This is a genomic window from Adhaeribacter sp. (genome assembly GCF_057359045.1).
The window spans coordinates 22,008-47,703 of record NZ_JBMQUD010000119.1 but is presented as its reverse complement, the minus strand read 5'-3'; the positions used below and the strand labels follow the sequence as shown (position 1 = coordinate 47,703).

Here is a 25,696-nt window from a genome sequence, read left to right as displayed (position 1 = left end):
ATAAGGGATTAAACCTAAAAGAACGCTTATAACCCAAATTCATAATTTCTAATTTTTAATTTGGCGAAGCACTAGGCTGTACCTTTAATCCCGATAAGATTATCTAAAAAGAGCGTTTACAAGACGCCAACATTTACATGAGATTGAGCTTTCCTTTCCGGTTACTGATTAAGAGCCTTTTGCTTATCTTTTTTAACGCCAGCTACTTAACCCTGGTTTGGGCTCAGGAAAAAGAAGGGATAAGCCCCAAAAATATTCACTTGGCCGACCCCACTATTTTTTACCACAGCGGGGTGTATTATTTATACGGTACCGTAGAAGGCAATGCCGGCCAGGGTTTCCAGGTGTATACCTCTACTGACTTAAAAGTCTGGGAAGGCCCCAAAGGTGTAAGGGCAGGTTTTGCTTTAAGCAAAGCCGATGCTTTTGGCGATAAAGGTTTTTGGGCACCGCAGGTATTTTATTACCGGCAAAAGTTTTACATGGCTTATACCGCCAACGAACAAATTGCCATTGCCAGCAGCAATAGCCCCTTGGGTCCCTTTATCCAAATCGAGAAGAAAGCCTTGGCGGCTCCCGTAAAGCAAATTGATCCTTACGTTTTTATTGACGATGATGGTAAAATTTACCTGTACCACGTACGGCTAACCGAAGGTAACCGGCTTTTTGTTGCCGAAATGAATCCTGATTTTTCGGGTATAAAACCCGAAACGTTGCGCGAATGCATAACGGCCGTAGAACCCTGGGAAAATACCGCCCGCGCGCCCTGGCCGGTTGCGGAAGGACCTTCGGTATTAAAGCACCAAGACCAATATTATTTTATTTATTCGGCCAACGATTTCCGGAACCCCGATTATGCAGTTGGTTATGCGGTTAGCAATAACCCCTTTGGCCCCTGGCAAAAATTTGCCGGAAACCCTTTTATTAGTAAAGCCAATCTGGGTTTTAATGGCACCGGCCACGGCGACTTCTTTAAAAACAAAAAAGGGCAGTTATTTTATGTGTTGCATACCCATAACAGCCAAACCCAAGTAGGTCCGCGCAAAACCGCTCTGGTAAAAATGCGCTTCGCGCCCGATAAAACCACCGGGAAAGATAAATTAGTAATCGACGAAAAAAGCTATTACTACCTTCCGCTTAAATCAACCTCCCATAAATAACAACTGGCTTTAACCATGAGAATAGTAGTTGGCGGTATTTTGTTTTTTTCTTTGCTGGGCTTTGGTGGCTGGTTAGGGAACAATCGGTTTACCGCAAACCCAGTGTTGCCGCCGCCAGACAATCGTCCCAATATTATTTTAATTCTGGCCGATGACTTAGGTTTTTCGGATATTGGTTGCTACGGCAGCGAAATTAATACCCCTAATATTGATTATTTAGCGAGTAATGGCTTAAGGTTTTCCCGGTTTTACAATACCTCGCGGTGTTGCCCCACCCGGGCGGCCTTGTTAACGGGGCAGTACAACCACCAGGCCGGCATTGGCCAAATGACCGAAGACCGGCACGAACCGGGTTACCGGGGCCACCTGACTGAAAACACGGTTACCCTGGCCGAAGTTTTAAAAGCCGCCGGTTACCGTACAGGTATGGTGGGCAAGTGGCACGTATCCAATACGGTAGTACAAAGCACGCCGCAGGCCCAGTTAGATTGGCTAAACCATAAAACCGAATATCCTGCTTTTTCGCCGTTGGCACAGTACCCAACCCAACGGGGCTTCGAGAAATATTATGGCAATATTTGGGGCGTTGTTGATTTTTTCGATCCGTTTAGCCTGGTTAGTGGCACTACTCCGGTTAAAGAAGTGCCTAAAAATTATTACCATACCACTGCCATTACCGATACCACCGTTGCTTATATTAAAGCTTTTAGCCAAGAGAATAAGCCTTTTTTCCTGTACGTGGCCCACACGGCACCGCATTGGCCTTTACACGCCTTACCCGAAGATATTCAAAAATACAAAAATACGTACCATGTAGGCTGGGATGCCATTCGGGAAAAACGGTACCAGAAACTTGTAAAATTAGGTCTCATCGATCCGGTTAAAAGCCCTTTGTCGCCCCGGATAAACAATGAACTTAGCTGGGAGAACAATCCGGATAAGGAATGGGATGCCCATGCCATGGCAGTTCACGCGGCCATGATCGACCGCATGGATCAGGGTATCGGTAAAATGATTCAGGCTTTAAAAGCAACAGGTAAGTTAGAGAATACCCTTATTATGTTTTTAAGCGACAACGGGGCCAGCCCCGAAGATGCCGCCCGCTATGGTCCCGGCTTCGATAGGCCTAACCAAACCCGCGACGGCCAGAAAATAATTTACCCCGTTGATAAAAAAACACTGCCCGGCCCCCAGACTACGTTTGCCTCTATTGGGCAGCGCTGGGCCAATGTAGCCAATACGCCGTACCGCATGGCCAAAGCGCAATCTTACGAAGGAGGTATTCATACGCCAATGGTGGTTTTCTGGCCCAAAGGTATCAGGGTTAAAAAAGGCAGCATTACCCACCAGGAAGGCCACGTTATGGATTTTATGGCTACTTTTACGGAAATAGCACAGGCCCAATATCCGGATACTTACGCAGGCCGCCGCATTTCGCCGCTGCAAGGCAAGAGCTTGTTGCCGATATTTAAAGGTAAAACCCGGCCTGGCCACGAGGCCCTGTACAACGAGCATTTTGGCACCTGTTATGTTCGGGCCGATGGCTGGAAATTAGTAGCCGAAAACAACCAGAAATGGCATTTATACCAAATTCAGAACGATGGCACCGAGTTAAAAGACCTGGCCGCACAATACCCGGAAAAAGTAAAAGCGCTGGAAGCTAAATGGCAAAAGTGGGCCCAGGAAAATAAAGTATCTCCGGCATCAAAAAAATAAAATAATTACGCTTACCCAATTTTATGAAAAAGCTTGCCTTTGTTTTACTATTCTTTCAATGCTATTTTTTAACCGGCGCTGCCCAAAACTTGCGGGCTCCGGCTTACCCGTTAATTACCCACGATCCGTATTTTAGTATCTGGTCTTTTGGTGATAACCTGAACCAAACCCCCACTAAACACTGGACCGGGCAAAACCAGGATTTGGTTGGGCTGATAAAAGTAGACGGCAAGGTTTACCAGTTAATAGGTACGGCCCCCACCCAGGTAGAAGAAATATTGCCCACCGCCGAAAAAGGAGCTTACCCGGTGCAATACCGCTACGATAATCCCGGGCTAGGCTGGGAAAAGCCAACTTTCAGCGATAAAAACTGGTCTACGGGGACTGCTCCTTTTGGCGATGGCGCCGGAAGCAATACTTTACGGCCCCGCACACCTTACAACAAAGAGGTTTGGTACCGCCGGGAGTTTGACCTGAAAAAAACGTCTTTCGAAAACTTGCAATTGAATATTAGTTACGACGATAAAACCGAAGTTTTCCTGAACGGGGTGAAAGTTTTTGAAAACCCCGGTTATACGTTGCAATACGTAAAGCGGCCATTGCCAGCCGAAGCCATTAAAAGCCTGAAGCCCGGCCGCAATGTACTGGCCGTACATACCACCAATACTGCCGGCGGGGCCTATATTGATGCCGGTTTAGTAGATGAACACCCGCTGCTTAAAACCGAAAACGCCTTGCAAAAATCGGTAGTGGCTACGGCTACCCAAACGGCTTATACGTTTACCGCTGGACCCACCGAGGTAAAAGTAACGTTTACCTCGCCGTTGTTAATGAATAATTTAGAGGTATTGGCCCGGCCGGCTTCTTACGTAACCCTGGCGGTACAAGCCACCGATAAAAAAGCCCACCCGGTACAGGTTTTATTTGCCGTAGCCGGTACGCTTAGTTCCCACTTGCCCAACCAGGAAGTACGCACCAAAAGCCAAACGGCCAACGGTTTAACGATACAATCGGTGGGCACACAGGCGCAGCAGCTACTGGGGCGGGCCGGCGACGATGTCCGGATTGATTGGGGCTACGCGTACCTGGCGGCTCCCGCCCGGCAAAATGTGGTGCCTACGGTTAATTCTACAACGGCTTTTGTAAACTTTGGTAACCCAACCGCCCCGGTCGGCAAAACTATTACGACAGCGCAACCTGCCAATACTTGTTTTATTGGTTATAACCTCGATTTTGGAAAAGTACAAAATACTAAAACCGAGCACCTGGTACTGGCTTACGACGACGAATATTCGGTTAAATATTTTGGGGAGAACCTGCGGCCCTGGTGGCGCCGCCAGAATAATACTACTGCCGTGCAAATGTTAGCGGCCGCCGAAAAAGATTATGCCGGATTAATGCAGCAATGCTCCCAGTTCGATAAAGCCATGTACCAGGAGGCCCTGGCCGCTGGGGGCAAAGCTTACGCCGATTTATGCCAACTGGCCTACCGCCAAGCCATTGCTGCCCATAAAGTAGTAGCCAAACCCGATGGTACCCTTTTGTTTTTTTCAAAAGAAAACTTTTCGAACGGCTCTATTGGTACCGTAGATGTTACTTATCCGTCGGCACCTTTGTTTATCCGGTATAACCCGGAGTTGATGAAAGGAATGTTACGTTTTATTTTTGAATATTCGGAGAGCGGCCGTTGGCAAAAGCCCTTTGCTGCCCACGATGTAGGTACTTACCCCTTAGCCAATGGCCAAACCTACGGCGAAGATATGCCCGTGGAGGAAACCGGTAACATGCTTATTTTAATGGCCGCTATTGCCGAAAAAGAAAAAAATGCCGCTTTTGCGCAGGAACATTGGGCTACCCTTACTACTTGGGCCGAGTTCCTGAAAAAAGAAGGTTTCGACCCGGCTAACCAGCTCAGCACCGATGATTTTGCCGGCCATTTAGCCCGTAATGCCAATTTATCGGTAAAAGCTATTTTGGGTTTGGCTTCTTACGGCAAGCTGGCGGGTATGCTTAACAAACCAGCCGTAGCGAAAGAGTATACCAGCCTGGCCCGCGACATGGCGCAAAAATGGATGCAATTGGCCCAGGACGGCGACCATTACACGCTGGCTTTTGGATCGGCGGGTACCTGGAGCCAGAAGTACAACTTGGTTTGGGATAAAGTTTTAAACCTGAATATTTTTCCGGCCAGTGTTAGGCAGCAGGAAATAAAATTTTATAAAACAAAGCAGCTCCCGTACGGCCTGCCCCTCGATAGTCGCCGGACCTATACCAAATCTGACTGGATACTCTGGACCGCAACCTTAGCCGAAAACGAAGCCGATTTTAAAGCTTTGGTAGAACCGGTTTGGCGCTTTGTAAACGAAACCCCTGACCGGATTCCGCTCAGCGATTGGCACGAAACTACCAATGCCAAATCAGTAGGTTTCCGGGCCCGGTCGGTAGTAGGTGGTTATTTTATTAAAGTGCTCGAAAAAGATTTACGCAAATAAAAAGAGTAAATATTGGTTTAAAGAAATTAGCCAACTTAGGTTAGGCAAAAAGTATAGTGTCTTGCTGGCAAACGCCTTTATCTGGCGGTAAAATAGCTTATACCAATTTTGCTGCTTTTAAATTTTAGAAAATCCGGAGTTTAATTTATCTCTTAATTATTTTGCGCTTTTAACAGGCGCGTGGCCGCTTATTATAGAAATTAATTACCAGTATTCTGTTATAGTATGAAAAAACTTTATTTATCATTATTGCTTTGCCTCATTGGTTTTGTTTTTCAGGATTGCTCCTCTACCCAAACCAGTACGGATACCAGCACCAGCACCCCGGCTACCACTACCCGCCCAACCGGACGGGAAATCTGGACAAAAGAACAGGCCAACACCTGGTACAGTAAACAGCCCTGGTTGGTAGGGCCCAATTTTATGCCCAGCACTGCCATTAACCAACTAGAAATGTGGCAAGCCGAAACCTTTGATACGGTAACCATTAACCGGGAACTGGGTTGGGCCCAATCGTTGGGCATGAATACCGCGCGGGTTTTCCTGCACGATTTACTTTACCAGCAAGATTCAGTTGGTTTTTTTAACCGGATAGATATATTTCTGCGCATAGCGCAACGCCACCAAATAAAGCCGATGTTCGTGCTTTTCGATTCTTGCTGGGATCCTTTCCCAAAATTAGGTTTGCAGCGGGCACCCAAGCCGCACGTACATAATTCGGGTTGGGTACAAAGCCCCGGCCAGGTGGCGCTAAAAGACTCTACGCAGTACCCCCGGCTGGAAAAATATGTAAAAGGCACCGTTAAAAGATTTGCCCGCGATAATCGTATTTTGGTTTGGGATGTCTGGAATGAACCCGATAACATGACCGGAGCTTCTTACGAAAAAGTAGAACTACCCAATAAAGTAGCCTTGGTGTTGCCTTTGCTTAAAAAATCTTTTGCCTGGACCCGGGCGGCCAACCCTACGCAGCCCATTACCTCCGGCATCTGGGCCGGCGATTGGTCTACGTTCGAAAAGCTAAAACCCATCGAGAAAGTGCAAATAGAAGAATCGGATATTATTTCGTTTCATAACTACGACAATACCCAGGAACTGGAGAAACGAATTGTATGGCTGCAGCAGTACGGCCGGCCATTGTTATGCACCGAGTACATGGCCCGGCCCAACGGCAGCACTTTCCAGAGCTCTTTGCCGGTAGCCAAAAAATACAAAGTAGCCATGTATAACTGGGGCTTTGTTGATGGCAAAACCCAAACCATTTACCCTTGGGATAGCTGGACAAAGCAATACACCGCCGAACCGCCGCTGTGGTTCCACGATATTTTCCGCCGCAATGGTTCGCCGTATAAAATAGAAGAAGTAAATTTAATCCGTAGCCTAACCGGAGCCGACCAAAAAGCGAGATAAGCTGGCCACAGAATATTATTTATGATATAAAACAGAAGAACCGGGTAATACCGGTTTTTTTGTTTTTAAAATTGCGGGGCTATATTAACTTTTATATATTATTTATGGTGTTTAGCCGCTTAATTTGGTGGGGTAAATGCTAGTGGTGTGTTTATATAGAAGTTAGCGGTAATTAAAATGACAAAACCAATAGGCCATAACAAATTGCTTAAGAAGATTGCCAAAGAGAGGTTGAGGGTCCATGGTATATTTCAGCAAGGACAATCAAGGACTTTTTTACAAGACAATGGCTGGTTTACAATTGTAATTGAATTTCAACCCTCTTCCACCTCCAAAGGAACACACCTTAATATTGGTGTTGACCTTAATTTTTATCCAAGAGACTATTTTGCCTTTGGGTATGGTTATAGGGAATCAGGCTTTGAGGAATTTAAAGACGAAGTTCAATATTCTTTATTAATCAATAAGTTATGCGACTTATCTATTGAGCGAGTTAACGAATTAAACGAAAAATTTATTGATTTCTCAGCCGCTAAGAAAACCCTAAACAAAAACTTAGAAACTTGGAAAAAATTTGAAGTCGGGATTTTATGTGGTTTGACCAATGATTTTAAGGGCGCAAAAAAATTAATGACTGCGGTAAAGGAAGAAAAGTGCAAACAAGATTATGAATTTGAACGGCAGAAAGTAGCAATGGACATTTTAGTTTGGCTTGATAACGAAGCAACATTTTTTAAGAATATAGAGCAATTAATACATAAAACTAGGGAGTTAAAGAAATTGCCTATTATTGACCTTAAAGATTTGCTAGAAAGAAAAACATCCGCTAACAACACCTTGCCACAAGCGGGGCGCAATTGGTGGGAGCAACTTTTTAGCAATTAAAATCCTATCTTAAAGGTGAAATGGCAATCTTCTTAACCCGCCTCTGGCAAGCCAAGAACGTTAAAGGCAATAGCTCCTACCAACCAAACAACCCGACACGTTGAATGGAATAGAAGATTAATTCCCAGTAATTTTCTTTCGATGGGCTATTCCCCATTCGGTTAAGTTGTTGATGATGGTTTGTAGCGTTAAGCCATGTTCGGTAAGCTCATACTGCACGGTTATTGGTTGCGTGTCTAAAACCGTCCGTTTAATTAATTGATTTACTTCCAATTCCTTTAATTCCTTGCTCAGCATTTTATTCGAAATGCCTACTACATCATTTAAAATATCGGAGAATCGCCGTTTGTTATAATAGCAGATAGAGGAGATAATAGCTATTTTCCATTTCCCGTTCAGCACGTCCATCGAGTCCTGAACCGCCCGCATTTCTTTCTTATGTTGCTCTTTTTCAAGTGGGTTGCACGTATTCATATTGCTTTGTTACCTGAAGGTTACTGTTACTTTTTGTTACAAAGTTACCAAAATAAATATCCCTGCATAACTTTGTCGCTCAAATTTTAAATCAATAGAAAATGAGCAGATTAAAAAATAAAGTAGCCGTGGTTACAGGCGCATCAAAAGGCATAGGAGCTGCTATTGCCCAATATTTTGCGGCCGAAGGCGCTAAGGTGGTGGTAAACTATGCTACGAGCAAAGCAGGTGCCGAGCACGTGGTGCAAGCCATCACCGATAACGGCGGAACGGCCATCGCGGTGCAAGCCGATGTATCAGATAAAGCCGATGTAACCCGCCTGTTTGCAGAAACAAAAGAAGCTTTCGGTACCCTAGATATTTTGGTGAACAATGCGGGCATATATCTCTACGAACCCATTGAACAGGTATCAGCCGAAACGTTTCATCAGCAATTCAACATCAACGTGCTGGGTTCTATCCTCGCCATTCAGGAAGCGTTGAAACTGTTCGACAATACCGGCGGCACTATCATCAATATCAGTTCGGGTGCCAGTAATACGCCTTTGCCTACCGGCTCGGTATACTCCGCCACAAAAACTGCTTTAGATGCTCTTACCGTTGCTTTATCGAAAGAATTTGCCGGAAGAAATATCCGCATTAATTCTATTCTGCCGGGGGTGGTAGAAACCGAAGGTTCGCGTGCGGGGGGATTTGTCGGTAGTGAAACCGAAACGCGGTTAATCGCCCAGACACCACTCGGCCGAACCGGCCAGCCGGAAGATATTGCCAAAGTAGCCGTATTTCTTGCCTCGGATGATGCCGCCTGGATTACGGGCGAGAAAATTTCCGTTTCGGGCGGTATTTACGGGTTATAAGGTTTAGGGAAAGTACGCATAAATTTTAAGTCTAAAATAATGAGTAAGTTAAAAAATAAAGTAACGGTTATTACCGGCGGCAATAGCGGCATTGGCTTCGGAATTGCCGAAGTCTTTAAAAATGAAGGTGCCGTGGGTACCATTACCGGCCGAAACGAAACCACGTTAGAAAATGCCGTTAAAATTTTGGGCGATGCTTTTATCGGGATAAAAGGCGATGTTACGAATAATAACGATTTGGAAAATATATTCCGGAAAACCTTTGAGAAATTTGGGAAGATTGATGCGTTGGTGGTAAATGCCGGCGGTATTGTAGATGGTATCCCGATGGCAACGATAACCGATGTAACGGAAGAGGGTTATGACCGCTACATGGATTTGAATCTGAAAAGCTCCTATTTTACGGTGCAAAAAGCGCTTCCGTATTTAAACGACGGGGCTTCCATTATTCTTATTGGTTCCAGCGCCGCCCACCGGGCCGCACCCGGAATGACGATATACGGAGCGGCAAAATCGGCCATTATATTTTTAGCCAAAGGTTTATCGCTTGATTTGTTAGACCGAAACATCCGCGTAAACACCTTGTCGCCTGGTTCTATCGATACCCCGGTATTTGGGAAAATAGTGCCGCAGGAACAACTGGAGCACGTTAAACAAGTTTGGAAAGATATTATTCCCTTAAGCCGCATGGGCCTGCCCGCGGAAATGGGCACATTAGCGGCTTTCCTGGCCTCCGATGATTCTTCTTTTATTGTCGGAACCGAAATTCTGGCCGACGGCGGAATGACCAATATTAGCCTGATGAAATAATATACAGCTAAATATTCTCAAAATATAAAATTCTGAAGGTTAAACAAAAGAGCAGCGCTTTTACTTAAGCAACCGTTTCACTTAAATATCATTCATAAAATGGAACAAAATAATTATAACGGCACCTTACAGCAACCTATAAATTCGGGGTTTACGGCGGCTTCTACCTCTACAGAAGTAATTAAAGGCTTTGACCTTACCGGAAAAGTTGCCATTGTAACCGGCGGCAGCACCGGCATTGGCTTAGAAACCACCAAAACACTTGCCGCCGCCGGCGCCACCGTAATTGTACCCGCCAGAAATATTCAAAAAGCACAGCAAAACCTGGCAGGAATAACCAATGTAGAGTTGGCCGAAATGGATTTAATAGACCACACTGCCATCGATATATTTACCGATAATTTCTTGGCTTCGGGCAGACCGTTGCATCTGCTTATCAATAATGCGGGCATTATGTTTGTTCCGCTACGCCGCGATAGCCGGGGATTGGAATCGCAACTGGTCACCAATTATCTGGCGGAATTTCAGCTTACGGCCAGGTTATAGCCCGCCCTCCAAAAAGCCAATGGCGCAAGAGTCGTTAATATTTCTTCCCAAGGCCATCAGTTTGCCCCCGTCCATTTCGAAGACCCGAATTTCCAAAACCGGGCGTACGAGACCTTAGCCGCTTACGGGCAATCAAAAACGGCGGTAAATTTGTTTTCATTGGAGTTAGATAATCGGGCTAAACCATTTGGGGTTCGTACCTATTCCGTACACCCCGGCAATATTTGGGGAACGGAATTAGCCCGGGAAGCCCCCTTAGAAATATTGCAGCAATTTGGGTTTTATGATGAGAAAGGAAATCCGGTACCGGAAGTTATCGCATCGCTAAAAACTATTCCGCAAGGTGCGGCTACAACGGTTTGGGCGGCTACCAGCCCCTTACTAAACAATTTGGGTGGGGTGTATTGCGAAGATGCAAATATTGCTGAATTGGCTTTAGGGCAGGAAATATCTACCGGCGTTAAACCCTACTCGTTAGATGAAACCAATGCCAAACGTTTGTGGGCCTTAAGCGAAAAATTGACTGGCATTACATTCAATTTTGGTTGATATTCTGCTGGGAAATCATCAAAACTTTTCACGATTAAGAACACTGACTGTAAAAAGGTGTTATCAAAATGGCGGGCTGATAGAAGTACAACAAACGGATGTGCTTCTATCAGCTTTTATGCTATATTTGAGCTACGAGTTTTCAAATGCCCTTCAGCAATACCCAAAACATTAGTGGCAATTTAAAAGAATACCTATCAGCGGCAGACAGGATAATGATAAACATGCCTTTTATAAAAACGATTATGTGACTTTTGTTGGGCAAAGTAGGCTACAAGCATTAGGTAGGCTGGCAAAGGTATTTTCCCATTCTGGTCTTTGCGCATTCAAGGGGCTTTAAGCCTTTTAAATTATGAGTTAGATAAAGGTGTATTGGTAAAACTAATGCCGACTCAAGCTAAAAAATATCCGCTTCATTTAATGGTATAACTGATGAAATCAATCTTAGCCATCGTATTCGTCTTTATTAGTTTTAGCTGTCGTGCGCAAATAAATTCTGAAGAATCTGAGTTTAAATATTCCTTAGCCTCCGCTGATAAAGCATTTGACGCCGGCTCCAATATTGATATACCAGAGTTATCAGAAAGTTTGATTGTTGATTTAGAATTGCTGGGAAGGGTTTGGGGATTTTTAAAATATCATCATCCGGAAGTGGGTATGGCTAACTACAATTGGGATTATGAATTGTTCCGGGTACTTCCGTCTTATTTAAGAAACAAGGGCATTACTGAAAGAAACCAGATTTTAAATGAATGGATAGATAAATACGGGAAAATAGCCAATTGCAACAAATGTAAAGCTACTCCCCCCGATGCCATTTTAAAGCCCGACCACTCCTGGATAGAGAAAAGCAACTTGAGTGCCGATGTAAAAAGTAAGCTGCAAAACATTTACCAAAATAGGTTTCAAGGTAAGCATTATTATATTCAATCGGCTCGGGGTGTTGGTAATCCGCTCTTCATAAATGAAAACCCGTATGCAGATATGGCTTATCCGGATACAGGTTTTAGACTATTGGCGCTGTATAGGTATTGGAACATGATCCAATACTTTTTCCCGAATAAGCATTTAACCGATAAAAACTGGAATTTAACCTTAAAAGAATATATTCCCATCTTTATAAATGCCCGCAATGAGCTGGAATACGAAATGGCAGCCGTTAAAATTATAGCCGACATACAAGACACGCACGCCAATTTGTGGGATGGGCATAATAAAATAAATGAATGGAAAGGCACCTTATATCCACCGGTTCAGGTAAAGTTTATTCAAAACAAATTAGTTGTAACCGATTATTTTAATCCTGAACTTAAAAAGGAAGTGGGCCTGGCAATAGGCGATGTAATTACGCATATAAATGGGAAAAAGGTAGAAGACATGGTGCAGGAGTTAAAGCCATACTTTCCGGCCTCTAACGTAGCGGCGCAGTTAAGAGATATGGCAGTGGATATACTCAGATCCAATAACAATGTGCTGCCAATACAATATATTGCCGGTGCTCAAAAGCGTACGCAGGACTTAAAATTATATGAAAAGAATAAGCTAAATTATTACCGCTGGTATAGAAATGATGCAGGGGAATCTTATAAGCTTTTGGCCCACAACATAGGGTATATAACCCTTAAAAATATTAAAAAAGAAGATATACCTGCTATTAAAGAAAAATTTAAGAACACAAAAGGCATTATAATAGACCAACGTAATTATCCGGCTACTTTTGTTCCTTTTTTATTAGGTTCTTACTTTGTAAATGCAGCTACTGCACCGTTTGTAAGATTTACCATCGGGAATTTTAACAATCCGGGGGAGTTTACCATGACCAAGTCCCTGGCCATTCCCAAAGCGCCGGATACGTATAAAGGCAAATTGGTGGTTATTGTAAATGAAATTACGCAAAGTCAGGCCGAATATACCGCCATGGCTTTCCGGGCCGGTAACAACACCACTATCATTGGAAGTACAACCGCCGGCGCAGACGGCAATGTTTCTACTATTTTTTTGCCAGGCGGTTTAAAGACCATGATATCCGGTATTGGTATTTATTATCCGGATGGTAAACCAACCCAGCGCGTTGGTATTGTACCGGATATAGAAGTTAAACCAACCATAAAAGGTATTAAAAACGGTAAAGATGAGTTGTTAGAAAAAGCTATTGAATTAGTTAAATAAAGCTGTTTAAAGCCAATCTCCAGCAGCATATCAAATTATTTTTAGTTACAAAGTAATAACTAGCAGAGCCGCAGGATAGCTGTAATACAATCTAATGCTTTTCTTTGCAAATGTTTAGTCAATGGCAGTGGCGCATGTAACTCATCAGACAAAAAAAATGAATAAAAATAGTACCTATGTGGCTTTTCTGCGGGGCATTAATGTGGGCGGTAACCATAAAGTGCCCATGGCAGACCTGCGTAAGGAAATGACAACGCTTGGTTTTGAAAAGGTAAGCACTCTGCTAAATTCCGGGAATATTATTTTTAGCGCATCTTCTGCTCCGGAAGATATATTAGAAGAAGAGATAGCTAACCATTTAGAAAAAGTTTTTAAGTTTCCGGTGCCTGTGTTAGTCAGAAAGTCTTCGGAATTGCTGGCTTTGATTAAAAGCAATCCGTTTGGGCAAGTAGAAGTTACCCCGGCTACCCGGCTGTATATTTCTTTTTTAAAGGAAGAACCCGTAAATAATTTAACCTTACCCTGGATTTCGGCGGATGGTTCGTACCAGATTTTAAAGGTAAGCGATAGGACTATTTGCAGTGTATTAGACTTGGCCGTTACGCAAACGCCCAAAGGAATGGATGCTTTAGAACAACTTTTTGGCAAGCATATTACTACCAGAAACTGGAATACAATAAACCGTATTGCCGAAAAATTTAGCGGGGAAGATTAATATCTGATAAATGAATAAATCAGCCCAGTAATAACAACCACCCAGCTTTGTAAGCTTTTAATTAGCAGCTACTAAGACCAAATAGTAAAAAGCTCCTTGCGTAGTTAATAATAAAATTCATTCTACCCATACAGGTCATTCAGGAAGAATCCTCTGGTTTACTTAAGCAGAAGATTCTTCCTGAATGACCCATTTAGATAGGGTAAGGAGATTAATTTGCTACTATGGAAAATAATATTTATTAGTCTGACCGGGCTTTGTCGTATTTTTTACCTGAATGGCTGGCTTTACAAACGGGCGGCCGTTTTGGGCACTACTACCGGCCAACCATCTTTGTCCCAGGTCAGGTTTTCGATGCGGAGTTTAGACCGGCCATTGTCGGCGGCTTCGTACCCGTGAAAAACCAGGTAATCTTTTTTATCGAAGGTATACACCGAATTATGCCCGACGCCGTACCAGTCTTTGTTGCCTTCCAGTACCAGGGTGCCGCCACCTTTGGCCATAGACACCCCATCTTTATCTAAATAAGGCCCCTGCACTTCTTTGGCACGGCCCACAATCATTTTATAGGTGCTGTTTACGCCTTTGCAGCAGTAATCAATAGAAGCAAATAAGTAATAATATTTGTCTTTCTTAAAAATAAAAGGTGCTTCAATGGCATTACCGCCCGCATCTACGGGGTTGTTGTCTACGGCCGGCAGGTTACCCGCTGCTGTGGGGTCTTTTTTACGGCTGGCAATGGTCGGTAAATTATCGGGGCTTTCGGCCAGGCTTAAGCGGTCTTTGTTTAGTTTTGCCAATTTTAAGCCATCCCAGAACGAGCCAAAAGACATCCAGGTGGTGCCGGCTTTATCGGTAATGATATTGGGGTCGATGGCGTTCCAGTTAGTTTTGCCGGGGTACGACTGAATAACTTTGCCGTGATCTACCCATTTAAAATTTTTGTCGGTAGGGTGGAGGGTAGTGTTGGTAGCCACGCCAATTGCCGAGGTATTTTTACCAAAGGCCGATATGGAGTAATACAAGTAATATTTGCCTTTGTGGTAACTAATATCGGGTGCCCAAATGTGGTTCCGGAAAGTAGGTACGGCTTGCACCGCCCAATCAGGTGCGGTAGCAAAAACCGGTTCTTCGGGCTTCCACGTTTCCATATCTTTCGACGACCACACCGCAATACCCCGGCCGGTACAAAACAAATAATACGTATCGCCTTGCTTAATCATGACAGGGTCGTGCACCGAAATATTTTTGCGGGGCTCACGGCTTGGTACCTGCGTATTGGGGTTATTGTTATTTGCCGGGGGCGTAGTTTGCGCCTGTATAGCGGGCTGCATGAGCCAGCAAAGCAGTAAGATAAGTAAATATCTCCGTTGCATAAAATAAGGGTTTAAAGATGGATTTTAGCAGGCCGGGTACCCGCCTATTTAAAATTTGCGGTGGAAATATTTACCCGGCGATGTTTTAGAAAGTATCTCCGGGTAAATAATGGCGGTTGGTAAAAACGTTAATATTTAAGAGAACTTAACTTTAATTACGTTTACCGAGTAGGGCTTCAGGGGCAGGTTCAGCCGTTTGTTTTTAACCGGAACAGTTCTTTGGCTGGGGCTAACGGCAGTCGGGTTTTCAAAAGTATTTACCGCTTCCAGGTTGTCGCTGCGCAATTCTGTAACGGTAGCTTTGGCTTGCACATTTTTAACGCCATCAAACACAAAGTCGCTGTTTTGTACCTGGTTGGTGGTATTTACAACCTTTATTATCAGTTCGCTGGTGGTGCGGTCTATTACTGCCGAGGCAAAGTTGCCGTCCTGGCCGGTTACGGCTTCGTTGTTCAGGAGCACCGGCACCAGGTGGGTACCTTTATTTGTCGAGAATAATTTTTGCACGTGGTAATTAGGGGTGCCGTACGAACGCAAATTATCGACCCAGATTAAATCGGGAGTCCATTGCCAACCGTCTGCGTGGGCAAACAGCGGTGCGTATGAGGCCATTACCACTACTGCGGCGTTGCGCTCCAGCCCGGTCATAAAGGCTGCCTCCGATAAAGCACAGTTCCAGTTGTTTTTATTGTTGGGGCTGGCAATGGCTACGCTCTGGGCGGCATATTCGCCGGCAAATATTTTGGGGCCCTGGCGGTCATAGTTGTCGTAGCGTTTGGCATTTTGCCGGAACCACTCTGGTGCCCGGTAATAGTGTTCGTCAATTATTTCAGCTTTCAGGCCCCGTAAGGTTTTATCCAGGTACTCAAATTCCGGTCCGTCCGGAAAAGGACCCGTGGTCGTAATAAGCTGAATATCCGGATATTTGGCTTTAATGGCTTTTACAAAAACGTTGTACCGCTCTATGTACTGTTCGCCCCATTGTTCGTTACCAACCCCTAAAAATTTCATGTTAAACGGCGCCGGATGTCCCATTTGCGCGCGTACTTTGCCAAACGGCGAATCGGCCGGCCCGTTCGCAAATTCAATCAAGTCTAAAGCATCCTGCACAAAGGGTTGCAACTGATCCAGGGGAACTACTTCGCCGGTATTAAACTGGCAAGCCATGCCGCAGTTTAAAATAGGTAAGGCTGCCGCTCCAATATCTTCGGCCAACTGAAAATATTCATAGAAACCTAAACCAAACGTCTGGAAATAATCGGGCGTGAGCCGGTGGCGGAATTCAGTGTTCCAGCGGTTTACAATTAATTCGCGGTTCTCAATATTACCAATGGTTTTTTTCCACTGAAAACGCTCGTCCAACGTGCGGCCTTCTACAATACAACCGCCCGGAAAACGTAAAAAGCCGGGTTTCATATCGGCGAGCAGTTGCACCATATCGGCGCGTAAACCATTGGGGCGTTGTTTCCAGGTATCTTTCGGAAACAGCGAAATCATGTCGAGGTCGATGGCACCGGTACCTTGGGCCCACACGTTTAATTTGGTTTTGGGTTCGGTGGCAGTGGCGGTAAAGCTAACCTCGTATTTTTTCCAATCCTGACCGGTGGGCGCTAAAGCAGCGGTGCCAATTTTCGTGCCTTGGGCATCTACCAACTCCAGGTTAAGTTTTACGTTGCTGTTGGCTTCTTGCCGGGCCCAAACCGAGAAATTATACTGGCTGCCTTTTTTAATACCTATACCCCGGAAACCTTCGTTCTGCAGGCCATAATCGCCTTTCTCCGATTTTAGGTTTAACCGGATAAAACGTGGATTTGCCGGGTTAACGCCACCGCGGTTAATAATTAAGTAAGTAGCTTCGGGGTTATCTTTTTTCTGTTCTTTCCAGCCCATCATGGGCGTATTGAACTCGAAAGAGCGGTTTTTAACCAGCTCAGCGTAAAGGCCGCCGTCGGCTCCCAGGTTTATGTCTTCAAAAAAAAGTCCCCACATAGTAGGTTGGATGGGGGCTTGCACTTGGTTGGCTTTTACCGTAAAAGTTTTGGTACCCTGGGCAAACATGGGGTTAAAAGCAGTAGCTGCCAACAGGGCAGTAGCGTACATGCGCAAAAGCTTTTTTTTCATTATTTTATAGGTGTAATTAAATGGCTGGTGTTTAACTATTCTGGTGGTAATTATTTTTCTGGTATTCTATTGGGCTCAAAAGTTTTTAAGGTTTTTGGGTAAGGGTGGGTGTAGTTATTTCTTTATCAATTTTGCTTTTCAGTTCTTTTGCTTCTTCTAACAAGTGTTGTTCAAACTTTTCCTTTTGCATCTCTCTTGGCTGTTCATTATAGTAAAAAAGCGTTCCGTTATCGGCAAAGTCTTGAAGTTCTCTGTACCAGGTAAACATCCTTTCGAGTCCTAGTTCTGCTCCCACATACTTCTTCTCTGATAACTTCAGCTCTGTCATCCAATCAACCTGCTTGTATATTTCATTATCAATTATATACATTACATCAAAGGCTTTTTCCGGAGAAGAAATCATTAAACCTAAATAGTAGCGCAATAAAATATTGGCTGCTCCTAACTTATCGGGGAGGATTATGTTCAGTTCTCTCAGGCTTTTCTCGAAGTACTTTAAGTAATCAAGAGAATTATCATTTTTTGACATCCCTGCCAGAACCCACAGAGATTCCGTATCGTATCCTTGTGTTAGTGCAGTAATAGCTATCTCAGAAAAATGTCTGCTCGTAAGATTCCCCAAAACATAGTCAGCCAGTTTCTCCTGAAAATTCATTTTTATGTAAGCATAACTCTCCACAATATATAGCAGGTGGTTTATAAATGTCAAAAAAACGTTTATAATTTATTTACAGAATTACATATAATTTATTATAATTCAAAATATACCAGCTATAAGAAATTAGCAGGCATAAATATTTTTGCTAACGAAGCCGGCGAGTCTATAAACCGGCTAAACAGGTGGTGCGTTTGAGCGCCTAACTGATGAAATTTTATTAAGGCATTCAGAAATGCTCGGCTTATAGCAGCAGCAGCCGGCAAATATTTATTTATGTACTATTAGTAGTCTTAAAAATCTACTAATAGTATTTTTTGGTTAATGGGCCTGGGTGTTATAATGTTAAATTTACCGGAAACACGAGTGGTAAAAAGTTTTGCTGATCTTTTAGAGAGGCTAATTTATAATGGTAAGTAGAAATTTACTTAAGCTAAATAGGGCGAATTGGTTGTAAAAAGCCCTTTTTAAGCAATTAGTACAAAAGTTTAAAATAAATATTAAAATAAATCAGGATTTAAAAAGACAAATTTCATGAATATTAATACATTCATACCTTCGAATAACTCTTTCGTGCAGGTACACGCTTAGCTTAATAATGAAATACTCAGGACAAACTAGAATTTTAGTCGCCGTAGATTGTATTATTTTTGGTTTTGATGGCGAAGATTTTAAATTGCTATTGATTCAGCGCGGGTTTGCGCCCCAGCGTAAAAAATGGAGCTTAATGGGCGGCTTTATACAACCCGAAGAAGGCTTAGGCGAAGCCGCTAACCGGATTTTAAACCAACTTACCGGTTTGGAGGGTGTTTACCTGGAGCAATTACAAGCCTTCGGCGACCCCAAGCGCGATCCGGTGGAAAGAACCATGGCTATTGCGTATTACGCTTTAATCGATATTCAGAAATACGAAAAACAGTTGAGCAACGAGTACCATGCCGAGTGGTTTAAACTAAACGAAATGCCGCAGCTTATTTTCGACCACGAAGAAATGGTAGAAGTAGCCAAAAACCGTTTGCGCTACAAAGCTGCGTTGCACCCTATTTTATTTGAATTATTACCCGATAAATTTACCATACCCCAATTAAAAAATTTGTACGAAGGCTTGTACGGTACCTCTTTTGATAAGCGTAATTTTAGTCGCAAGGTATTATCTACGGGGTTACTCATTAAGCAAAAAGACAAAGACAAAGGAAACTCGCGCAAAGGCGCTTTTTACTACAAACTCGATAAAAGAAAATATGCCGATAACTTTTCAGCTTTTTTAAAGTTTATTCCTAACCCGAATAAGTTTCTGTAAGAGCCAGTATAATAGAAACAGCAGGAAAATATTTCCGTACCTATAACATACTCTTATACCTTGCACATAAGCAAAAGAAACGATGAAAAAGCTGTTTTATATTCTTTTACTCCAGGGAGGGCTTTGGTTAAGCGCTTGCTCTAACCAAAATTCCGGTCTCAATAAAGAGCCGGGCAGCGCGGGCGCCGATGCCGCCAACGACTCCAGCACTACCAATCCTATCAATTCTGAGTACGGCACGCCCAATGCATCGGAAAACCCCGTCGATTCTGCCCAACACGCTAATCAGGAAAAGCGCGCGCAATAAGAGATTTAAGTAAGTAACCGGCGCAAAATTTATTTATCTATTAAATATTTACCGGGCTTGGCCGCACTGTTTATATTTATTTAAATAAATGAATAGCTAAATATTTTTTTCTTTCTTTAATAAGCGTTAATTTGACATTTTAATGTAGTTATGGAAAAGGACTTATATGTAATTGGCGTCGATTACGGCAGCGACTCGGTGCGATCGGTGCTGGTAAATGCCCAAAACGGGGAAGAAGTGGCCTCGGCCGTTTTTAATTATCCGCGCTGGCAGAAAGGGGCTTTTTGTAATGCGGTTGAAAACCAGTTTCGGCAGCATCCCCGGGATTATATTGAGGGCCTGGAGTTTACCATTACCGAGTGTCTGAAGCAAGCCGGGGGCGAAGCTATTGCCAAAAACGTAAGAGGTATTTCGGTGGATACTACGGGTTCTACGCCGGTGGCGGTAGATAAAACCGGTACCCCGCTGGCTTTGTTGCCGGGCTTTGAAGAAAACCCGCACGCCATGTTTGTGCTCTGGAAAGACCATACAGCCGTAAACGAAGCAGCCGAAATAAACGAGCACGCCAAAAAATTTGAACCCAATTATTTAAAGTACGTGGGCGGCATTTATTCGTCGGAATGGTTTTGGGCCAAGCTGTTACGGATTTTACGCGCCGATGAACCCGTACGGCAGGCTATTTACTCCTGGGTAGAACATTGCGACTGGATTCCGTTTTTACTAACCGGCGGTACCGATGTGCACCAAATGAAACGAGGTGTTTGCTCGGCCGGTCATAAATCTTTGTGGGCTGCCGAGTTTGGCGGTTTACCCCCCGAAGAATTTTTCGCTACCCTCGATCCGTTACTCTCCGGTTTTACATCCCGGTTATTTAAAGAAACTTATACCTCCGACCAGCCCGCCGGAAATTTAAGCCCGGAGTGGGCTAAACGCTTAGGTTTATCTACTGATGTAGTGGTAGGTGTAGGGGCTTTTGATGCGCACATGGGCGCCGTGGGCGGACAAGTAGAGCCTTACCACCTGAGTAAAGTAATGGGTACCTCTACCTGCGATATGCTGGTAGCACCCATGGAGGAAGTAGAAGACAAACTGGTACACGGTATCTGCGGCCAGGTGCCGGGCTCGGTTATTCCGGGTATGATGGGCCTGGAAGCCGGGCAATCGGCGTTTGGCGATACGTACGCCTGGTTTAAGCAGGTGCTTCTGTGGCCTTTACAGCAATTTTTAGCACAGTCGGATATTATTGATGCTGCCACCGGCAAAGCTTTATTAAATGAAGTGGCCGATAAAATTATTCCGGAACTTAGCCTGCAAGCCGAGCTGCTGCCTTTAACCGAAAATAATGAATTTGCCCTGGATTGGTTTAATGGCCGCCGCACCCCCGATGCCAACCAACTATTAAAAGGTGCTATCTCGGGCTTAAGTTTAGGTTCCGATGCGCCCCGTATATTCCGGGCGCTGGTAGAAGCCACCTGTTTTGGGGCTAAAAAAATTGTCGATCGGTTTAACGAACAGGGCGTGCCCGTAAAAGGCCTGATTGGTTTAGGCGGCGTGGCCAAAAAATCGCCGTTTATTATGCAAATGATGGCCGATGTGATGAATATGCCCATCCGGATTCATAAATCAGAACAAACCTGTGCATTGGGAGCGGCTATGTTTGCAGCAACAGCCGCCGGAATTTATAATAAAGTAGAAGATGCCATGGCGGCTATGGGGCAGGGGTTCGATGCCGAATACACGCCTAATCCGGAACGGGCAAAAATTTACGCCAAACGTTACCAAAAATATACCGAACTGGGCGCATTTATTCAGGAACATACTACCGGTAAAATAACCTTTACCAGCGATTTACCCGAAACCGGTACGCGCGCCCAAATGCCCCACCTCACCGACGAAGAAGTACAGGCCGATGCCAACGTAGTGGCGGCCCAGGAAAATATTTAATGTACATGAGTAATTACGCGCACATTCAGCAAGAGGCCTACGAAGCCAACATGCAATTGCCCCAACTGGGCCTGGTTTTATTTACCTTCGGCAATGTAAGTGCCGCCGACCGCGATTTAGGGGTTTTTGCCATTAAACCCAGTGGCGTACCTTACGAAGACCTCTCACCGGAGAAAATGGTAATTGTAGATTTTGAGGGTAAAACGGTGGCTGGCAGCTTGCGGCCGTCATCCGATACGCTTACCCACGCGGTGCTGTACAAGCACTGGGAAAATATTGGCGGCATTGTGCATACCCACTCTACTTACGCCACCGCCTGGGCGCAGGCCCAACGCGACATACCCATTTACGGAACTACCCACGCCGACCATAACACCGTAGATATTCCTTGCGCCCCACCCATGAGCGACGAAATGATCCAGGGTGATTACGAATACCAGACCGGTTTTCAGATAATGGATTACCTGGCGGCCAAAGGCATGGATTACCAGGAAGTAGAAATGGTGCTGGTAGGTAACCACGCGCCGTTTACCTGGGGCAAAACCGCAGCCAAAGCCGTTTACAACAGTGCTGTAGTAGAAGAAATTGCCCGTATGGCTTACCTGACTGAGCAAATCCGGCCGCAGGTTCCGCGTTTGCAGGATTCCCTTATTAAAAAACATTTTGAGCGGAAACACGGTCCCAATTCTTACTACGGCCAGTAAGCAGCGGCTTTTAATAGTTTTCTTAATCTCTTTAAATCAATTATTCCGGTTAAACTTACCTCATTTAAATATTGTGTTTAACTGCATTTTTATCGACATACCAAAACAAATATATGCTTGATCTTAAACAATTTGAAGTCTGGTTTATAACCGGCAGCCAGGACTTATACGGCGAAGAAACCCTGAACCAGGTAGCGGCGCATTCGCAGCAGATAGCCCAGGCTTTAGACAAAGCCTCTCAGATTCCAGTTCGGGTGGTTTTTAAGCCCACCGTTAAGTCCCCGGAAGAAATATTCCGGGTTTGCCAGGAGGCCAACGTGGCCCCGGATTGTATTGGCCTGATAACCTGGATGCACACCTTTTCGCCGGCTAAAATGTGGATTGGCGGGTTAAAAGTATTACAGAAGCCGCTCCTGCACCTGCACACCCAATTTAACCGCGATATTCCCTGGGGTTCGATGGATATGGACTTTATGAACCTGAACCAAAGTGCCCACGGCGACCGGGAATTTGGCTTTATGGTTTCGCGCATGCGCATTAACCGCAAAGTGGTGGTGGGGCATTGGCAAGATACCGAAGTGCTGGACCAGATTAACACCTGGAGCCGGGCCGCAGCCGGTTGGCACGATTGGCAAGGTGCACGGTTTGTACGTTTCGGCGATAACATGCGCTACGTAGCCGTAACCGAAGGCGACAAAGTAGAGGCCGAAATGCAACTGGGCTTCTCGGTAAATACCTACGGCATCGGCGATTTGGTAAAAGTCATCAACCAGATTAGTGACAGGGAAGTAGACCAGCTTTCCCAGGAATACGAAGAACGCTACGCCGTGGTAGAAGCTTTGCGGAAGGGCGGTGCGCAATATGCCTCGTTAAGAGAGGCTGCCAAAATAGAACTGGGTTTACACGCCTTTTTAAAAGACGGCCATTTTAAAGGCTTTTCCGATACGTTTGAAGATTTGCACGGTATGTTGCAGTTGCCCGGTATAGCAGCCCAACGTCTGATGGGCAAAGGCTATGGTTTTGCCGGCGAAGGCGACTGGAAAACCGCGGCTTTGGTACGGGCCATGAAAGTAATGGGCAGCGGCTTGCCGGGCGGCAATGCTTTTATGGAAGATTACACGTACCACTTCGAGCCCAATAATGCCTTGGTGTTGGGTTCGCACATGCTGGAAGTCGATGAATCTATTGCCAATGGTAAGCCATCTTGCGAAATACACCCGCTGGGTATTGGTGGCAAAGCCGATCCGGTACGGCTGGTATTTAACGTGGCCGGTGGCCCGGCTTTAAATGCCTCGGTAGTAGATATGGGTAACCGTTTCCGGCTGTTGGTTAACGAAGTAGAAGCTGTAGAACCGCAGCACGATTTACCTAAACTGCCGGTAGCCCGCGTGCTCTGGAAACCATTACCCGATATGAAAACCGGGGCGGCGGCCTGGATATTAGCCGGCGGTGCCCACCACACCTGTTACAGCCAGAACTTAACGTCCGAGCATTTACAGGATTTTGCCGAAATGGCCAACATTGAATGTGTGCTGATAAATAAAGAAACCCGGTTAAACCAATTCCGCAACGAACTGCGCTGGAGCGAAGTTTATTATCAGGTAAATAAGAAATTCTAGTTATAAAATATATGAAATAAATCTAATAGGCTTCTAATATTTTTTGGAGGCCTATAAATTTTTAAGTTAAATTACACCACTAAAAAATTAAAACTATCCACCTAATTACTCTTATTCTGGAATGAGCAAGTTCGCTACCATTGATTACGTAATTTTCGTCGTTTACTTTATTGTCGTAGCCGGTTACGGTATATGGGTATACCGCCGCGACCGCAACGTAAATGCCGACAGTAAAGATTATTTTCTGGCCGAAGGCTCCCTTACCTGGTGGGCGATTGGCGCTTCGCTCATTGCTTCCAATATTTCGGCCGAGCAGTTTATTGGCATGAGTGGTAATGGCTTTGTGGTAGGTATTGCGGTAGCAGCTTACGAGTGGCTGGCCGCCGTAGCACTGATTATTGTAGCGGTTTGGTTTATTCCGGTTTACCTCAAAAACAAAATATTTACCATGCCGCAGTTTCTGCAAAACCGGTACAACGGCACGGTAGCTTTAATTATGGCCGTTTTCTGGCTTTTTCTGTATGTTTTTGTAAACCTAACCTCTATCCTTTACCTGGGCGCACTGGCTATTAGTAATTTGGCCGGGGGTACTAACTTCCACCTGATTATTATTTTACTCGCCATTTTTGCTATTATTATTACCCTGGGTGGTATGAGCGTAATTGGTTATACCGATGTTATTCAGGTAACGGTACTGATTCTGGGGGGCTTAGCAACTACCTATACCGCGTTAACCCTGGTAAGTGAAAAATTTGGTTTGGGCAACGATGTAATTGCCGGCTTTAACATGTTGCTAAAAGATGCGCCCGATCACTTCCACATGATAATTGATAAACCAACGGCCGAATCGTCGCAGGCTGATATTAACAAATACCTGATGTTGCCCGGTATTGCCATGTACTTTGCCGGTATGTGGATTGTAAACCTGAACTACTGGGGCTGTAACCAATATATTACCCAAAGAGCCTTGGGCGCTAACCTGCACACCGCCCGCACGGGTATTTTATTTGCCGGTTTAATTAAATTAATGATGCCCATTATTGTAATGCTGCCCGGTATTGCGGCTTACGTATTGTACAAAAACGGCGAATTACAACAAGAGATGGCCCCCGGCGGGAACTTTAACGCCGATAATGCCTACTCGGCTATTTTGGGCTTTTTACCAATGGGTATGAAAGGTTTATCCCTGGCCGCCCTTACCGCCGCCATTGTGGCCTCGCTGGCCGGTAAAGCCAACAGTATTTCTACCATCTTTACATTAGATATTTACCACAAGTATATTAACCAAAATGCCGATGAAAAGAAGCTGATCTGGATTGGTAAATTAACCATTCTGGCGTCTATGCTATTTTCTATTTTCCTGACCTGGGACGATTTACTGGGTATTGGCGGCGAAGGTGGTTTTACGTTTATTCAGAAATATACCGGGTTTATTAGCCCAGGCGTATTTGCCATGTTCTTGTTGGGTATGTTCTGGAAACGGACCACCGGCACAGCGGCCATTGCGGGCTTGCTAACCGGCTTTATTTTATCGGTGGTATTCAATAATTTTGCCCCTGCCTGGTTTGGCAACGAGACTTTCCTGTATACGGCTTACCCCAACGGCAAAGGTGGCTACGAAATTCCGTTCCTGATTTGCATGGGCTTGGCCTTTATGTTTACCATGATTGTCATGATTGCGCTCAGCTTAGCAGGGCCTAGAATAAATCCAAAAGCTTTTGAATTAGATAAATCTATGTTTAAAGTATCTAATTCTACTTTGGTTTTAATTGTAATTACCTTGTTAATTATTACTTTGCTTTACGTAAGGTTCTGGTAATAAATTAAATAACAATGAATAAAAAAGCGGACTAAAATCCGCTTTTTTATTGCCTTAATTTGCTGGTA

At 44.6% G+C, this 25,696-nt stretch carries 21 protein-coding genes; 17 read left to right on the top strand and 4 right to left on the bottom strand.

Annotation, left to right across the window (positions count from 1 at the left end; genetic code table 11):
- Nucleotides 1-137: 137 nt before the first annotated feature.
- The 5 genes from ACO1R6_RS17875 to ACO1R6_RS17855 all read left to right on the top strand — a co-directional run bounded on the left by ACO1R6_RS17875 (nucleotide 138) and on the right by ACO1R6_RS17855 (nucleotide 7,663).
- Nucleotides 138-1,160, top strand: a complete 1,023-nt coding sequence (locus tag ACO1R6_RS17875; RefSeq protein WP_486266395.1) for a glycoside hydrolase family 43 protein — start codon at nucleotides 138-140, stop codon at nucleotides 1,158-1,160.
- Nucleotides 1,161-1,175: 15 nt separating this feature from the next.
- A complete protein-coding gene (locus ACO1R6_RS17870; RefSeq protein ID WP_486266394.1) occupies nucleotides 1,176-2,876 on the top strand; it encodes an arylsulfatase in 1,701 nt (566 codons plus the stop codon).
- Nucleotides 2,877-2,899: 23 nt separating this feature from the next.
- Nucleotides 2,900-5,368, top strand: a complete 2,469-nt coding sequence (locus ACO1R6_RS17865) for a glutaminase family protein (RefSeq protein WP_486266393.1) — start codon at nucleotides 2,900-2,902, stop codon at nucleotides 5,366-5,368.
- Between the two features lie 225 nt (nucleotides 5,369-5,593).
- Nucleotides 5,594-6,778, top strand: coding sequence for a cellulase family glycosylhydrolase (locus ACO1R6_RS17860; RefSeq protein ID WP_486266392.1), 1,185 nt, complete (start codon nucleotides 5,594-5,596; stop codon nucleotides 6,776-6,778).
- 177 nt (nucleotides 6,779-6,955) lie between these two features.
- Nucleotides 6,956-7,663, top strand: a complete 708-nt coding sequence (locus ACO1R6_RS17855; RefSeq protein ID WP_486266391.1) for a hypothetical protein — start codon at nucleotides 6,956-6,958, stop codon at nucleotides 7,661-7,663.
- A 117-nt stretch (nucleotides 7,664-7,780) separates the two neighbouring features.
- Here the strand turns inward: ACO1R6_RS17855 and ACO1R6_RS17850 are convergent, their stop codons facing one another.
- Entirely contained in the window at nucleotides 7,781-8,137 is a 357-nt protein-coding gene (locus ACO1R6_RS17850; protein WP_486266390.1) for a winged helix-turn-helix transcriptional regulator, read from the bottom strand.
- A 101-nt stretch (nucleotides 8,138-8,238) separates the two neighbouring features.
- Between ACO1R6_RS17850 and ACO1R6_RS17845 the strand changes: the two genes are divergently transcribed.
- The 6 genes from ACO1R6_RS17845 (at nucleotide 8,239) to ACO1R6_RS17820 (ending at nucleotide 13,783) form a co-directional block, all read left to right on the top strand.
- Nucleotides 8,239-8,994 carry an SDR family NAD(P)-dependent oxidoreductase gene (locus tag ACO1R6_RS17845; protein WP_486266389.1) on the top strand — a complete coding sequence of 252 codons (756 nt, stop codon included), beginning with the start codon at nucleotides 8,239-8,241 and terminating at the stop codon, nucleotides 8,992-8,994.
- A gap of 39 nt (nucleotides 8,995-9,033) precedes the next feature.
- Nucleotides 9,034-9,804, top strand: coding sequence for an SDR family oxidoreductase (locus ACO1R6_RS17840; protein ID WP_486266388.1), 771 nt, complete (start codon nucleotides 9,034-9,036; stop codon nucleotides 9,802-9,804).
- 99 nt (nucleotides 9,805-9,903) lie between these two features.
- A complete protein-coding gene (locus ACO1R6_RS17835; RefSeq protein ID WP_486266387.1) occupies nucleotides 9,904-10,350 on the top strand; it encodes an SDR family NAD(P)-dependent oxidoreductase in 447 nt (148 codons plus the stop codon).
- Nucleotides 10,351-10,509: 159 nt separating this feature from the next.
- Nucleotides 10,510-10,899 carry an SDR family NAD(P)-dependent oxidoreductase gene (locus ACO1R6_RS17830; RefSeq protein ID WP_486266386.1) on the top strand — a complete coding sequence of 130 codons (390 nt, stop codon included), beginning with the start codon at nucleotides 10,510-10,512 and terminating at the stop codon, nucleotides 10,897-10,899.
- A gap of 432 nt (nucleotides 10,900-11,331) precedes the next feature.
- Nucleotides 11,332-13,068 carry a S41 family peptidase gene (locus ACO1R6_RS17825; protein ID WP_486266385.1) on the top strand — a complete coding sequence of 579 codons (1,737 nt, stop codon included), beginning with the start codon at nucleotides 11,332-11,334 and terminating at the stop codon, nucleotides 13,066-13,068.
- A gap of 157 nt (nucleotides 13,069-13,225) precedes the next feature.
- Nucleotides 13,226-13,783 (top strand): DUF1697 domain-containing protein, encoded by a 558-nt coding sequence (locus tag ACO1R6_RS17820; RefSeq protein WP_486266384.1) that lies wholly within the window; start codon nucleotides 13,226-13,228, stop codon nucleotides 13,781-13,783.
- Between the two features lie 287 nt (nucleotides 13,784-14,070).
- On the opposite strand, the gene ACO1R6_RS17815 is transcribed toward ACO1R6_RS17820, so the two are convergent.
- The 3 genes from ACO1R6_RS17815 to ACO1R6_RS17805 form a co-directional block, all read right to left on the bottom strand.
- Entirely contained in the window at nucleotides 14,071-15,159 is a 1,089-nt protein-coding gene (locus ACO1R6_RS17815; RefSeq protein ID WP_486266383.1) for a family 43 glycosylhydrolase, read from the bottom strand.
- Between the two features lie 135 nt (nucleotides 15,160-15,294).
- On the bottom strand, nucleotides 15,295-17,280 hold the full coding sequence (locus tag ACO1R6_RS17810; RefSeq protein ID WP_486266381.1) for an alpha-L-arabinofuranosidase C-terminal domain-containing protein: 1,986 nt from the start codon (nucleotides 17,278-17,280) through the stop codon (nucleotides 15,295-15,297).
- Nucleotides 17,281-17,365: 85 nt separating this feature from the next.
- On the bottom strand, nucleotides 17,366-17,935 hold the full coding sequence (locus ACO1R6_RS17805) for a hypothetical protein (protein WP_486266380.1): 570 nt from the start codon (nucleotides 17,933-17,935) through the stop codon (nucleotides 17,366-17,368).
- Between the two features lie 598 nt (nucleotides 17,936-18,533).
- On the opposite strand from ACO1R6_RS17805, the gene ACO1R6_RS17800 reads away from it, so the two are divergent.
- From ACO1R6_RS17800 to ACO1R6_RS17775, 6 genes are all read left to right on the top strand, one after another.
- Nucleotides 18,534-19,235, top strand: coding sequence for an NUDIX hydrolase (locus ACO1R6_RS17800; RefSeq protein WP_486266379.1), 702 nt, complete (start codon nucleotides 18,534-18,536; stop codon nucleotides 19,233-19,235).
- Nucleotides 19,236-19,317: 82 nt separating this feature from the next.
- Nucleotides 19,318-19,542, top strand: a complete 225-nt coding sequence (locus tag ACO1R6_RS17795) for a hypothetical protein (protein ID WP_486266377.1) — start codon at nucleotides 19,318-19,320, stop codon at nucleotides 19,540-19,542.
- Nucleotides 19,543-19,692: 150 nt separating this feature from the next.
- The gene (locus ACO1R6_RS17790) at nucleotides 19,693-21,486 is read left to right on the top strand and encodes a ribulokinase (protein WP_486266376.1); all 1,794 of its coding nucleotides are present in this window, start codon (nucleotides 19,693-19,695) and stop codon (nucleotides 21,484-21,486) included.
- Between the two features lie 5 nt (nucleotides 21,487-21,491).
- Nucleotides 21,492-22,190, top strand: a complete 699-nt coding sequence (locus tag ACO1R6_RS17785) for an L-ribulose-5-phosphate 4-epimerase (protein ID WP_486266374.1) — start codon at nucleotides 21,492-21,494, stop codon at nucleotides 22,188-22,190.
- Between the two features lie 113 nt (nucleotides 22,191-22,303).
- Entirely contained in the window at nucleotides 22,304-23,809 is a 1,506-nt protein-coding gene (gene araA, locus ACO1R6_RS17780; protein WP_486266372.1) for an L-arabinose isomerase, read from the top strand.
- Between the two features lie 121 nt (nucleotides 23,810-23,930).
- Nucleotides 23,931-25,628 (top strand): sodium:solute symporter family transporter, encoded by a 1,698-nt coding sequence (locus ACO1R6_RS17775; protein ID WP_486266371.1) that lies wholly within the window; start codon nucleotides 23,931-23,933, stop codon nucleotides 25,626-25,628.
- Nucleotides 25,629-25,696 lie beyond the last annotated feature (68 nt).